Here is a 13,488-nt window from a genome sequence, read left to right as displayed (position 1 = left end):
GGTCACTTCAATGCTTCCTCAACGTCCTGGTTGGCCTTCTTCAGGGAGTTCCCCACGTCCTGGCCGGACATGATTTCGTCCATGGCGCGCATGAATGCCGGGTCCAGGACGTTGTAGGCGCCAGGGGCGGCTACAGGCTTGGCGTAGGACAGTGAGTTGTAGAACTCGCTGGCGTGTTCCGGTGCCGCAAGGAATTCCTTTGAGGAGGCCGCCGTCTTGGTGGACGGAACCGCGGAGCCGGCATCGGCCCACTTCTTCTGTGTCTGCTGGTCGGTGAGCATCTTGATGAACTCCCAGGACAGTTCAGGGTTCTTGGACGTTTTGGAGATGGCGAACGCACCGGCGCCGAAGACCGTCGACTTGGTGGCGTTCTTGGGCCAGGGCAGGATGTCGTAGTCCGAGAAGCCTGCTGCCTTGAATCCGCCGGTGACAAAGTGTCCGGCGCCGGTCATAGCTGCCTTTCCGGCAGGGAAGAGCTGGTAGGGGTCAGAGCCCTTGGGCTGGGGGGCCACGCCGTACTTGGTGACCAGATCGCGGACCCACCCGACGGTCTCCTGAAGCTTAGGGTCGGTGAGCTGGGAGGTCTTGAGGTCATCGCTCATCATGGAGGTCCCGTTGGAGTACAGCCACGGCGTGATACCGAAGGTGTAGTACGGCAACGCAAAGCCGTAGACCTTGTTGGCGCCCGAGCCCGTGGTGAGCTTCTTCGAGATGGCCAGGAAGTCATCCCAGGTCCAGTCCTCACTGGGGCGTTCAATGCCTGCCGCCTTGAACATCTTCGTGTTGTAGTAGATGACCATGGTGTTGAAGGTGTTGGGCATCAGGTACGTTGAACCGTCCTTGCGGAACCCGTTGAGGAGTTTTGGATCTATGCTGTCCTGCAGCGTCTTCGCTTCAGGATCGTTTTTCAGGAATCTGTCCATCGGTGCGAACAGCTCATTGTCCAGCCCGAGCTGGACACCTTCGGTGGCGATGTTGATGACGTCGGGTGCCTGACCTGCCGCGGCCTGCGTGACGAGCTTGTTGACGTACTCAGTCCAGGTCGTGATCGGGGTGAAGTTGTTGTTCACCGTTACGTTCGGATACTTCTCCTTGAACCGGGCCGCAACACCGTCGTATACGGCCTTGTCGCCGGGATCGCCCCAGTTGGACACGGAGATGGTGGCGGTGACGTCCTTGGCTGGCACGGTGTAAGGCCCGTCTGCTGCAGGGGCGCTGCCGTTCTGCGTCCCGCCGCACGCGGTCAGCGCGAGGAGCGCCGATGCGGCTGTGGCCGCCATCGTGATACGCAGGGTCTTTTTCATGGGTGATGCTCCTTTGCATGCGGGCGTCCTGTTGAAGGTCGCCGCTGGATCTGATGCGGGTGGTGTCTAGTCGGTGGACCGGCGGAACTCGATAGTTGAGTTCAGCCGGCGGGTTTGGGTCCTGCTGCTTGGCTCGTTGATCCGATTCATGAGCAGCTCGACCGCGCTTTCGCCCAGCTCGAAGGCTGGCTGCCGTACGGTGGTGATCTGCGGCTCGAACAGGTCCGAATAAGTGAAGCCGTCGAACGTGGCGAAAGCCATGGTTTCCGGAATGGAAAGGTTTGCCTCCTGTACTGCTTTCAGGGCGCCCGCGGCCAGGACAGTAGAGCAGGCCAGAATAGCCGTGGGCCGGTTCTCCGGGTCGCGGAGCAGGTGTCCCACACGTTCCAGGGTTGCGGCCGCCGTGGAAGTTCCCTGACATATGATTCCCGGCGGTGTTCCCAAGCCCTGAGCCTCCAGTGCCGCCCGGAACCCCTCGAAGCGTTCCTTCAGGGAAGGCACCCTTAGATCCCCGGCCACGAGGAGAATGCGCTCGTGTCCCCTTTGTGTCAGATGGGCCACAAGGGCTGTCATAGCCGATGCGTTGTCCACACCGACCTGGTCGACGTCCAGGTCAGCCAGACGGTCCAGCAGAACCAGCGGCTTGTTCTCCTCCTGGATCCGCGTCAGCAGATCCCGGCCGGAGCCTGCTGCCCGCGCGATGATGAGCCCGTCAACCCGTCTGTCGAGCAAAGTCTCCACCGCGGTCCGCTCCCTGGCCGGATCCTCGGCCGAGTTTGCCAGCAGCAGCGACAGCCCGAGCTGCGCGGCCGCTTCTTCTACGCCGTGAACCATGTCTGCGAAAGCGGGCTCGCCGGCATCTGAGACCACCAGCCCGATGGAGTCCGTTTTGGAGCGCCGCATGGATCGGGCCAGGGCATCGCGCCGGTAGCCGACGCTCTGAACTGCAGCGAGCACTTTGGCGCGTGTCCCGGGTTCCACGCGGCGGGTCTCGTTGATGACATGGGAAACAGTAGACGTCGAGACGCCAGCCAGAGCCGCAACATCTACGATGGTTGCCATTTGGGCGTCTCCTTCATCGAAACGATTGCGCGAACGATTCGATAGTAGAGGCAAACGTTTCGATGTGCAATGGGTCACATGCAAGAGGCCGTGAATTTCTTTCGTACGGCAGTGAGAATTCTTTGCCGCCTTCTACGGATGAAGGCCTATTGATGCTTGGAAAGGCTCATGCCGTTAGCGCGTGGGGGCGGGCCCGCTGGACGCCCGGTACTCAATGGTGGGCGCGATACGGACGGTCGAGGGCGCGGCTGCCTTGTCGTCGATCCTTCGTGCGAGAAGTTCTGCAGCGGTCACACCGACCTCGAAGGCGGGATGGCGGACGGTCGTGAGGAGCGGCTCAAACAGGTCGGAGTATGCGAAACCGTCAAAGGTAGCGAAGGCAACGTCTTCCGGCATGCAAAGCCCGCGGCGCTTAATGATCCGGAGGGCAGTGGCGGCCAGGACCGTGCTGCAGGCAATCACGGCGGTGGCCCGGTCTGGCCCTACGAGTGCCTTCTCGATCTGAGCTTGAATCACATCGGGCTCAGTAGCGGTGATCGTTACCTGTCCGTCTGCTGGAAGCCCGGCGTTGGCGACGGCCTCGCCAAAGGCCTCCAGCCGTTCCCGCAAAGTAGAAACTCTGGTGTCGCCCGCGATCAGCAATATCCTCTGATGCCCTTGCCCCGCCAAGTGTGCCACGAGCTCGACTGTTGGCCCCCGGTTTTCGATCCCCACCTGGTCAAACGGAAGATCCGAGAGCCGGTCCATGAGCACCAAAGGAGTTTCCTGTTGCGCGAAAGCCGCCAGCGCATCGGGGTCAGAGCCGGCGGCCCGCGCCAGAATAAGCCCGTCAACACGCCGCTCGAGGAGTGCCTCCACCGCGCGGGCTTCGCGCTGTGGGTCTTCGGCGGAATTAGCCAGCAGTAAGGTGACTCCTTGGCGGCCTGCGGTTTGTTCCACTCCCCGGATCATCTCTGCGAAAGCCGGCTCTCCGCCGTCGGAAACGATGAGCCCGATGCTGTCTGTCTTGGAGCGGCGCATTGCCCGCGCCAAAGCATCCTGTCGGTAAGAGGTTTCCTTAATGGCCTTCAGTACCCGTTGCCGGGTCTCTTCACCGACGTGGCGAGTACCGTTAAGGACGTGTGACACTGTGGAAATGGACACCCCGGCAAGCTGCGCCACTTTTACCATCGTCGTCATTGTCGGCCCCTTGGAAAAAGCGTTTGCGCGAACGTTTCGCATTCACCGGCTAGTCTACAGAGGGCCCGTAGCGCAGCGCGGGAACGGCTCCATCCACAGCACGTTGGCCGCGGATGGCTACGTGACGGCTGGATGGAATCCTGCATTACCGGAGTTGGTCCTGTTGATGAAGGCTCGCCGATTGGAAGGCGTGGATCCGATCCGTGTCGGCGCGCTACCCGTTTCCTAGAGATCCTCGCTGTCGCCACGGGTGGCGGTACGGACAGTTTGGCCGGTGACCACAAGGTTTACCGTAGTTTCGACACTCCGTGGCTTCGCTGGCTCCGAGCCAAGCGCCATGTGGTCTAGGTCAAGTGGCCCAAGGCCCCGTAGCGTTGTCGACGACCCGGATCCGGGCAATCTGGCCAAAGTAGGCCGAAACGTCCCAGTTCTGCCAGTTCAGTTCCCTGCATTTGCGCCGGTCGCAGTCCCCGCCGGCCGCATGAAAAGGCGACGAATCTTCGTCCGCGTGAAGCTTGAAGATTGGATCTTGACAGTGTGGCCGAAATCAAGTTCACTCATACAAACGATCGCGCAAACGTTTTTCTCCTGGTCTAAAAAATTCTTGAGCAGGAGACGGAGTTCAAGCAGATTCGGTGACATAAGGAGGAGTGCCGTCTTGGAAGCACTAAAAAAGTTGGTCAGCAGACGCACAGTGGTTCGCAGCTTGGCTCTGGCAGCTTTGGCCCAAAACTTAATAACCGTTCAAATGGCGGAAGCCGCGGTATCCGATACAGTCAACGCCAACATGCAGGCTCAGGCTCCCGGTTACACCGGCCATGCGACCATCGTCGGCGTGCTCTAGCCCCGGCATCTTCCTACGGACAGTTCCTAGCGACCAGCTCCTTAGGGCCGCCAGACCAAAGATCGCCAGGGCATACATCGCCACGTGGGACACATATGCCCGCCAGTATCGATGAGCCTCTCAGCGAGGAGTGGAAGCGAGTTCACGACCTTTTCCGTCCGGCGGCCCAAGAAGGAACTCCGCGTAGGCCGATGGTTCACCCTCTCCAGCTAGATCGACCGACGTCCAGCCAAGGGCGAGGCGACATCTGGACGAACAAGGTAAGTAGCCTTACGATGAAGGCGCGTTATTGAGCCTTTGGGCTCCGGGGGGCAGCCCAATTGGGGAAGGCGGCCTCGAACGCCGCCGGTGGCGGCCCTGCAGGATCTCCTCGGGGCCGCCCCGGCAGTCCGCCGCGTTGTCTGCCCGTCCAGATGTCCACCACATCCATAGAGTTGCCGTTCTCGAACTGCTAGGCTCCCTCCATGGCCAGATGGTTCAGGCGCAAGACCCTCAGCTACGCCCGGACCTGGCTGATCGTCTTTGCCTTCCTCAACCTCGGCAACGCGGCCCTGACCGTATCCGAGTATCAGGCCGAAAACCGCGTCCCGCTCAGCGCTTGGGGATCCACGGCGATTTCTGTCTTTAGTGTCCTGGCTGCGGTCTACTACCAGAAGCGCCTGGATCAGGCCCGAGCCATGGTCGGGATCATGCGCAACCCCGATTCGGCTAAGCGACAAATGGGCTGACGGAGATGCCCGTTGGATGACCAGCCATGCGCAGGCGATGAGACCGCGGACCGGATCATCGAAGAGCGCACTTCCAGACCCTGACTTACGCCGGCGCTTCCCGTCGCATGGCCGGTCGGCTAGGTGGTCTCAGCACCAGTGTGAGTGCGTCGACCTTGTCAGTTTGGACCGGCGGTACCTTGAAGGATCACCTGTCAGTCTGGAGCGCATGCTTTGTACAGGTGCCTGGGCGTAACGTCGTGACATGGGCAAGCTTCTAGGGCTGGTGTCGGTCGGGGCTGTGCTGATGGTCGCGGCCTGCACATCACCGCCGGAGCCACCGCCACAGTTGCAGATTGAATCAGAACGCCAGGGGCTTCTCCCGAAGGAAGCGGTCACATCAAAGCCGACTCCTTCCGGTCCGGGTGAGCAGGGGCTGCCCTTCCCTTTGGTGGGCTGGCTCGAGAACGGACGCAAATTCGCCATTGTCATCGGCGGAAGCCTCGGCTGCCCGTCTTTTCCCTCCTCGATTGAGGTCGTTGACCGTCACCGGATGAAAATCGGCGTCGGCACGAGGGGCGGTCCAGTCTGCGACTCCGCCTGGGTGGGGCGCACGTTCGTGATCCGGACCCCCACGGAGATCGACCCGGCCCATGAGGTCACCGTCCAATACGGCGATACGACCGTCCGACTCCCGGCACTGTGACAACACGGCCCGGCGCCCGCGCAGAAATCAGCGCCCAGAACCTGCCCCTGGCGCGGCTCAGGAGTCGCCCCTTGGCCACCGGCCGCGCTACCTTCCGGTCCGCCGCCCGGGGACGGCGGCATCCAGGGCTGCCGCCTTTGCTGAGTCGAGCTCGCCACGGCGGGCCTTGAACCGCTGAGCATACAGCCACACACCGAGGTCGTGCTCTACGCCGGTGATGGTCGCCTTGTGCCGCGGCCAGTCATTACCTGCCGCGCGGTACCTGACCAGGGTTGCGAGCCGCTCCGGCCACCTGTCCTCATCCGCCTCGGCGCGGGGCTTTCCTTCCCAGCCGGGAAGCACCTCAAGGCCTTCACGGATCGCCGGGCCAGCCGGCCGGCCGGCCCGGGCATCCTCACGCCGGCGCTGCAGCCACACCGCCAAGGTCCGCTCCGAGACGCTCTCGGCGTTCCGGGACAGGTAGTGCCCGGTCTCCTGGACCATGGCCACGAGCTGGTGCATGCATTCCAGTCCCTGGGCCGTCACCCGGGAGGATCCCGTGCCGTTGGCCGCCTCGTGGGCTTCCCACACCCGGGGTCAGAAGCTCGCGCAAGGCCAAGGTGGTAGGCAACCGTTGGTGCAGGGACGCCGGCCAGCCCCGCGATCCGGGCCCGCGTCAGGCCGGACCGGTACATCAGCACCCACTCCGGGTTCGGAGCCGCATCCCGCCTCGTTGTCGCCACGGCATCCATCGTGCCATCTGACGTGTGCCCTATTGGAAGCACCAGATGGCCGCCTACGTAGCTTCCAGGGCCAGCCTGCCATCGGGCTTGCGAATAAGGATCCAGTAGTGGTTCGTCGCCGTCCACGGGTTGCTACTGGTCGGCGCGCGTTGTGCCCAGGCGACGACCCTTTCCAGCCAGACATCCCGGAGTTGCTGGCCGAGGTCGTAGCGCAGCTCCGAGGGAACGGCACCGATCGACATCATCAACGGGCTGAAGTCAGAGTCTCGGGTACCGAAGTACTTTGCCCGTGAATCCGACGGCCGGTATGCGTGCAGAACGTAAGGACCTCCTGACCTAATCCGATCGGTCCGGCTGAAGGAAAGGCTGCCCAGGCTCACACCCGCGGCGACCAGGGCGGCAGTGACCTCATCCCGCCCCAGCGGGTAGGCCCACCCCGTGGGCAGCTTGTCCCGGTCATAGCGCTGCCACGGTCCTTCTTCTGTCATTCCTGCATCGTAGACGCCGCGGCGGACGCCAGTACCTTGCCTTGGTGGACTGCGTTGGGCGCGTGAGGATGTGCCGATGGGGCATAAGAGGCAGTCACGGAAGAAAATTCTGTCCAGGCTTGAGCAGTCAATGGCTCAGCTGCAGCCGGTCAGTATTGCCCGTTCCGTCAAGAAGGGTACGGAACGGCACGGCGTGGTCCAGGAGATAGGCGATGAGTGGATGCTGATGGCATCGATCCGGGATGGCGGCTACCTCAATGGGTGCATGGCCCTCCGGCCTAGGTATGGCCCGGACGCAGCCGTCCGCGGTGCGCAATGTCTAGCCCGAACGCATCGCCGCCTGCACCTACTCCGGTCTTCCTGCCGTCAGCCCTTGCGGCGGGGGAGTACGAGAAGGGCATCACCCACAGGGCGCTCGCCGGTTGCGTCGGAGGGAGAGTTCACGACCTTCCCGTCTATGGCCAGGGTGGTCGATCCGCCGCCGTCCAGGTTTATTGCATCGACCATTCCCAAGGAGCGGGCAACATCGGCCGATTCCTTGATACTCAACCCCAGTGCCGTCGTCTGGCGACCATCGGCGGTGACGATCAGCGTGCGCCCCTGGGCGTCGACACCGGCGATTGTGCGGGGGTTGCGTTTGTGGACCCAGCCGTAATAGAAGCTGTTGCTGTCGCCCTCGTGGACCATGCCGTCCCGCTTTGCGGTGATCCTTTCCTGGCCGCCGGACACCAGCACCGGGCCGCCATTCACGACGTCGGTCGAGGAACGGGCCTTCAGCGGATTGCCCTGTTCGTTGATCAGGTCGGTGTCGAGCTTGAGCGGGGTCCCGATCTTAGCCACGCTCTTCAGTCGCTGCACGTCTACCCCAATAGCCTGGAGCGTCCGCCCGTGGGCGGGAACGGCCATACCGCGGGAACTGTTGACGGCGGTGACGGTGCCCCGTTCATCGAGGACAACTTCCAACCCCGGTCCTGAAGGCGTTGAGGCCGCGAACTCGGGCGTGAAGCCGACGATTTCGTCCGGATCAGTGCAGGTCGCATCGTGCACGGGGAGCGAGGTTGGGGTGTCGTCCGTCCCGCCACAGTTCCGGATCAGCCCCGGCACACGGTTCAGGCCATCCACCGCCAACTGGGCCTTGCCAGGCGCCGTGAGAGTGCCGTCCCAGTGCAGTCGCTGCACTGAGGAACGGTTCGTGGTGCCGTCAATCACGAGTGATGGCCGGTCGCCGACGGGCTCGCTGAGGATTTTCCCGTTGGTGACGGCGGTCCCGGCCGGGTCGCCCGGGGCGCCGGCTTTGGGATCCAGCACGAAGTAACCGCCATTGGTGGCTGCCAGTGCGCCGTCCGCGGCGGCCAGAGCGCTGGTTGTTTCCCGGTCCTGGAGGTTGGGTCCGAAGCTCGAGCTGAGTTCGCCCCGGAACTTCTTGGGGTCGATAGTGAGGACTTCGAGCTTCCAGGGGCCGCGGGTTTGTCCGCTGGTGTCGGAGTCGCCGTCCCAGCCGGTGTATAGCACCGAGGATGCGTAGCCGGCGGCCTTGATCTGTGCCACCGTGGCTGTGCCGTCAGCTTTGGATGAGAACTGCCCGGCTCGCACCCGGTATCCGAGGTCGCCTCCCGCGTCCGCGAGCTGAGGGGATTGCACATGTTCGACGCGGGCCTGGATGCCTGCTGCCTGAAGCTTTGCTGCGACTGCCTGGGCGTGAACCTGGTCGGAAAGGGCTGATGCAGGGGCGTCCGGGTCGGGGGAGTTCGCGGGGATGGCGACCTCGGCCGTCCAGAAAAGGGAAGCGTCCGGGGCTCCGCGGGTGATGGAGGTCCGGGTCAGTCCGGGGGCCAGCGTGGTGACAGTGCGCTTCTCGGGCAGATCCGAGGCGCCGAGATCCAGCTTGGCTGCACTGATCGGGGTGGTAGCTGGGCGTGAGGATACTGTCGGGGCTGCATTGACGGGGCCTACGGGGGTGAGGAAGGCTGCCGGGAGTCCCAGGGCCAGGGCCGCGATGGCAGCTCTGCTGACGCGTTGTTTGGGGAGAGTCATGCAGCCGAAGTTATCGCGGTCCGCCCATCCCGACGGCACTCAAACGGCGCTGTTCAGCGAGATTTGACGAACCGTTCACGCGCCGTTTCACCTTCCAACGCCCCGGCGACAGGGCATGCACGAGCGGACCTACCCCCAGTCTTCGGATCTTTCCTGAGTCCCAAAGCTGAAGGCCAACTCCGCAGAGGTGGCCTTCAGCTTTGGGGTGGATGCCGGCGATGGGTGATCGGCGGTCGTCAGCCGGTCAGTGGTGGATTAGCCGTCCTCGTGGCCGGTCGAGCCGGCGGGGATGCCCGGCACGTTGTTCGGGCCATAGATCTTGGCGTCGCCCGGGTACGGGCTCTGCCAGTTGTGGGCCTGGTACCAGGTCCAACGGTTGAACAGGTACGGGTTCGCGGAGTCTTCCTTCGCGCCTTCCCCGGTCAGGTGCTGCTGCTTGGACCAGGTGTCCCACTGTTCGGCGATGTCCTGCATCGGGGCTGGGACGGACGCTGCTTTGGCTGCGTTGGTGTTCACCGAGGTGGCGGCTGCGCCGGTCTGGCCCAGTGTGTCGGGGCCGCAGGCCGGGGCGGTCGTGACCCCTTCGGTCAGCGGGACCTGGTTCGGGACCGCCTTGTACGGGGTCAGGTCGGCCTTGTTGGTGAAGGCGGCGAACATCGGGGTGGCGGCGGCGACCTTCTGGTTCAGCGGCTGGGCACCGAGGATCTGCTCGATGGTCCGCACCATGTTGATCTGTGAGTAGAACGTGCTGACGGTCTTGCCGTGCACCGCGTACGGGCTGATGACCTGAACCGGGGCACGGTGGCCGTCGACGTGGTCGGCGCCGTCCTGGCTGTCGTCCTCAGCAATGAAGATCGCGGAGTCCTTCCAGTACTTCGAGTGCGAGATCTCGTCCACGATCTTGCCTACGGCGAGGTCGTTGTCCGCGACCTGGGCCCGCGGGCCGGCGGGGCCACCGGTGTGGTCGCTGGACAGCCATGTCATCTGGAAGTTCTTAGGACCGTTCTTCTTGAAGTCCTGTTTCCAGGTCTCGTAGCGGTAGATGTCCGGCACCGAGGTGTCGAACGGCGCCGCGTTCGGGTCTGTGATCGCGTTGAGCGAGGGGATGTCCGAGCTGGCGTGCATCTGCAGCGAGGGGGTGAAGAGCTGGGACGGGTCGCCGCCGGCCATCGTGCTCGTAGCCGCGCAGTAATACTGCTGCCAGGTCGCGCCGGCCGGCTTGCCCTCCCCATACTCGAACTCCCCGTAGTTCCTTGCGGTCTTGCCCGCAGACTCGATCGCGGTCCAGAGGAAGCCGGAGCGCTGGTGGCCCAGGACGTCCTCTTCGGTGTCGTACGAGCGGGCGTACTCACCTGCGCTGGTCTCGCTGTAGGCAGGGTTGTCGCCCTGCATCATCCAGTTGTGGCCCTCGGCCGAGTTCGTGCCGATGTCGTACGTGTTGTCGTACAGGCCAAACTGGCTGGCCAGTGCGTGCTGGTTCGGGGTGACTTTCGCGCCGAACTGGGCGAGGGAGGCGTCGCCGTTTCCCTTCTTCATGTCGCCGTAGATCTGGTCGTAGGTGCGGTTCTCTTTGACGATCAGGAACACGTGCTTGATCGTCGACGGGTCTCCGATCCGCTTGGGCACGGCCACGGCCGGGATCTTGGCGGCGGCTGCGGCCGTAGATTCCTTCACGGAGCTGCTGTCCCAGCCGTTTTGCTTGAACACGGTCTCGGTGTGGTGCTGGATCTGTTCATCGCTCGGCAGGATGAATTTGGTGAGCGAGGCGGTGGTGGAGTGTGTGCCGTGACCGGTTGCGACCGTGGTGCCCGGGCCCTTGTTGAAGCTCAGCTCCGGCCCGCGCGCGTCGATGCCGCGGGTGTTGGTGACCACGATCTGGCCGTTCACTGCGGTGACGTTCTGCGGGAAGTAGTCGGTCGGCAGCAGGCCGATGTAACTGGCGGGGTCCTTCGGGTCCTTCTTGTTGACCTTGTAGACCGCAATCGCGTTCGCACGGCCCAGGGAGACCAGCAGGTGGTCCCCCTGCATCGTGATGGCGGTTGGCTCATAGCCCACCTGCGAGGAGGCCCCCGGCTGGGTCGCGATGGTCTGCAGGACCTTGTTGCTCGCGGTGTCCACGACCGAGACGGTGTCGCTGTTGGTGTTCGCCACATACAGCGTGGGGCCGTCCAGGTGCATCGCGGTCGGGTGCAGCTGGACGTCGATCGAGGAAACCGGAGCGGAGGTGTTCGCCGTGTCGATGACGCTGAGCGTGCCGGTCGTGGAGGTACCCAGGTACGTGTCCGCGGGAACCTGCGTGCCGTAGGAACCCATCGTCGCCTCGCCCGTGGCGGCCTGGCGGCCTCCCTCGTTGGAAACGTAGAGTCTGGTGCCGGCGAACTTCAGCTGGCGGGGGGCGATGCCGGTGCTGAAGGTCTGCTTGACCGTTCCCGCGGCCGGGTCGATCGCGACGACGGTGTTCTGGCCGTTGACGGCCGCGTACAGCGTTGAGCCGTCCGGGGAGAACGCCATACCGGCGGTCAGCGCCTTCTTCCCGTCAGCGGTCGGGATGCTGATCTTCGTGCCGGCGCCGAGCGAACCGTCCGCGTTGAAGGGGTAGCGGACGAGGCCCGTGGCGACCGGGGCGTAAAGGAACTTGCCGTCGGGGGAGAAGACCGGTCCTTCCTGACCCACCGAACCGTCGGTGAGTTTCTGGTAGGCCGTGTCCTGGTAGCCTGCGTTCCTCCCCGCCGTCGCGAACGAGGCGGCCGCGAGGGTGCCGGCAGCCGCGACCGGCTTGTAGGTCTTGAGGTCAAATACCTGCAGGGCGACCGAACGGTCGGCGCTGGTCCCGACCAGGTAGCGGCCATCGGGGCTCACGGTCGAGCCCATGATCTTGCCGAACGGCGTCATCAGACGGTCACCGATGGGCTTGATCACCTGGTTCGAGGAGACCTGCTCCCCGTTCTCGTCCTGGGCTCCGACCTGCTGCTGGCCGAAAGGGATGGTCGACGCGACGGCGAGGCCGCCGCCCACCAGGGCAAGCATGCAGCTCGTGGCCACGATCGAGAGCGGCTTGCGAGCGAGTACGGCTGCCGACAGCCGACGCAGGCCGAAGTGACCGGGGTGTTGCTCGTCGAGGGATCTTTCGGTGGTTCTCGAAGGTCTTGTCATGCAAGTCAACGTACGAGTCGCGGCTTAAATCCAGGTGACGTTTTTGGTGCACCTGGGCAACCATTTGCCACCTGACTCGTGCCAGGTTGGCTTAGAGACCTGCGCGGCGAAGTTACCAGGAGGTCTTAAGCTTGCGGGGTGTGACGAGGCAGACTGAGACTTGGCCGTTGAGTTCGATCGTTGCCGAGCGGGCGGGGCGCAGGGCCTGGACGATCGCTGGAAGCACGGCGGCACCAGGTCGTTGACCACGTCCAGCGGGGTGAGTACTGTGAGCCCACTATTCATCCGCGCCGTGGAGGCAGCTGTGGGCGGCAAATTCCGAGAGCAGTACAGACTATGAATTTCTGGCCGTCTGGCGGGTCGTGCGGACCCCGCGTGAAGCCTTGGATATTTTGTCCGATGTCGGGACGTTGGCCCGTTGGTGGCCCTCCGGTGTTTGACCGTCATGCCACCGGATCTTGGAAACCCGGACGGCACCGGAAAGGCCGTCTTCTCCGTGCCCCCAAGGGTTGGCTGCCGTACACCCTGCGCTGGAGGTTCACGGTCACCGGGCCCATCATGGAGCATGGCTGCGCGGTCTCAGCACAAGGCGACCTGAACGGTACTGGACGCTGGACGTTCGAACAGGACGGGCAGGAAACGGTGATCGCCCACGACTGGCGGGTCTGCCCCGCGAAACCGCTGGTCCGGCGCCTAAGCTGGCCACTCAAGCCCGCCCTTTCCGCGAACCGCCCTGGGGCGATGGCCCGCGGCGAGGAAGCCCTCGCCCTTGAATTAGAACCGCGATGCCCCGGCACGGAACTTTCCAAGATCCCCCGGCCGGTGCCGCCTATGTTTGCGGGCCGATACCGCCGGTTAAGGACCACAACGCATGCGTGACGACAACAAGGGCGAGGTCCGCTGGTTGCCGCAGCCCGAGGCGCAAGACTATCCGGGCGCGGCGCAGTATCTGTCGTTACTTGAGTCCGAAGACGTCGTTGCCACCATCGTCGCATCGCTCATGGCCGCACCCATCCAGCATCGCAAGGCCAAGGACATTCTCCGGGCCGCGAGGCTGGTGTTGCTGCCCGAGGACAACGCCCATGTGGCCTCGGACCTGAAGAAAATCCAGGACGGCAAGAAGCTCTCGCCCATCCTGATGGTCAGGGGCGACCTGGCCCGGGGCATTCCCCCGCAGGTCGCTGATGGCTACCACCGGGTGTGCGCAAGCTACTACACGGACGAAAACACCGACATTCCACTCAAACTGGCTGACGCGCCCCGGTAACCATCACAAGTCAACCGCACTG

11 protein-coding genes are annotated in these 13,488 nt (G+C 63.8%); 4 read left to right on the top strand and 7 right to left on the bottom strand.

The features are described 5' to 3' along the window. Window positions 1–2 precede the first annotated feature (2 nt). The 3 genes from AC1DDG_RS07820 to AC1DDG_RS07810 form a co-directional block, all read right to left on the bottom strand. Window positions 3–1,304 (bottom strand): ABC transporter substrate-binding protein, encoded by a 1,302-nt coding sequence (locus AC1DDG_RS07820; protein ID WP_476875589.1) that lies wholly within the window; start codon window positions 1,302–1,304, stop codon window positions 3–5. A 66-nt stretch (window positions 1,305–1,370) separates the two neighbouring features. Next, complete coding sequence (locus AC1DDG_RS07815) at window positions 1,371–2,366, bottom strand: LacI family DNA-binding transcriptional regulator (RefSeq protein WP_476875588.1); 996 nt, start codon at window positions 2,364–2,366, stop codon at window positions 1,371–1,373. Window positions 2,367–2,540: 174 nt separating this feature from the next. Continuing rightward, complete coding sequence (locus AC1DDG_RS07810; RefSeq protein WP_476875587.1) at window positions 2,541–3,545, bottom strand: LacI family DNA-binding transcriptional regulator; 1,005 nt, start codon at window positions 3,543–3,545, stop codon at window positions 2,541–2,543. Between the two features lie 658 nt (window positions 3,546–4,203). On the opposite strand from AC1DDG_RS07810, the gene AC1DDG_RS07805 reads away from it, so the two are divergent. The 3 genes from AC1DDG_RS07805 (at window position 4,204) to AC1DDG_RS07795 (ending at window position 5,802) form a co-directional block, all read left to right on the top strand. After that, window positions 4,204–4,389 (top strand): hypothetical protein, encoded by a 186-nt coding sequence (locus AC1DDG_RS07805; RefSeq protein ID WP_476875586.1) that lies wholly within the window; start codon window positions 4,204–4,206, stop codon window positions 4,387–4,389. A 464-nt stretch (window positions 4,390–4,853) separates the two neighbouring features. Then, complete coding sequence (locus AC1DDG_RS07800) at window positions 4,854–5,117, top strand: hypothetical protein (protein WP_476875585.1); 264 nt, start codon at window positions 4,854–4,856, stop codon at window positions 5,115–5,117. Window positions 5,118–5,361: 244 nt separating this feature from the next. After that, a complete protein-coding gene (locus AC1DDG_RS07795) occupies window positions 5,362–5,802 on the top strand; it encodes a hypothetical protein (RefSeq protein WP_476875584.1) in 441 nt (146 codons plus the stop codon). 87 nt (window positions 5,803–5,889) lie between these two features. Here AC1DDG_RS07795 and AC1DDG_RS07790 read toward each other — a convergent pair whose 3' ends face one another. The 4 genes from AC1DDG_RS07790 to AC1DDG_RS07775 form a co-directional block, all read right to left on the bottom strand. Then, window positions 5,890–6,372: a helicase associated domain-containing protein gene (locus tag AC1DDG_RS07790; RefSeq protein ID WP_476875583.1), complete on the bottom strand. Its 483-nt coding sequence runs from the start codon at window positions 6,370–6,372 to the stop codon at window positions 5,890–5,892. Window positions 6,373–6,577: 205 nt separating this feature from the next. Further along, the gene (locus tag AC1DDG_RS07785; protein ID WP_476875582.1) at window positions 6,578–7,012 is read right to left on the bottom strand and encodes a hypothetical protein; all 435 of its coding nucleotides are present in this window, start codon (window positions 7,010–7,012) and stop codon (window positions 6,578–6,580) included. A 366-nt stretch (window positions 7,013–7,378) separates the two neighbouring features. Then, the gene (locus AC1DDG_RS07780; RefSeq protein ID WP_476875581.1) at window positions 7,379–9,046 is read right to left on the bottom strand and encodes a phosphodiester glycosidase family protein; all 1,668 of its coding nucleotides are present in this window, start codon (window positions 9,044–9,046) and stop codon (window positions 7,379–7,381) included. Window positions 9,047–9,301: 255 nt separating this feature from the next. Then, entirely contained in the window at window positions 9,302–12,199 is a 2,898-nt protein-coding gene (locus tag AC1DDG_RS07775; protein WP_476875580.1) for an alkaline phosphatase family protein, read from the bottom strand. A gap of 871 nt (window positions 12,200–13,070) precedes the next feature. On the opposite strand from AC1DDG_RS07775, the gene AC1DDG_RS07770 reads away from it, so the two are divergent. Further along, window positions 13,071–13,466: a hypothetical protein gene (locus AC1DDG_RS07770; RefSeq protein WP_476875579.1), complete on the top strand. Its 396-nt coding sequence runs from the start codon at window positions 13,071–13,073 to the stop codon at window positions 13,464–13,466. Window positions 13,467–13,488: the final 22 nt, after the last annotated feature.

The organism is Arthrobacter sp. 10L430 (assembly GCF_056395245.1).
The sequence above is the reverse complement of the archived record's forward strand: the minus strand, read 5'-3'. Positions and strand labels throughout refer to the sequence as shown.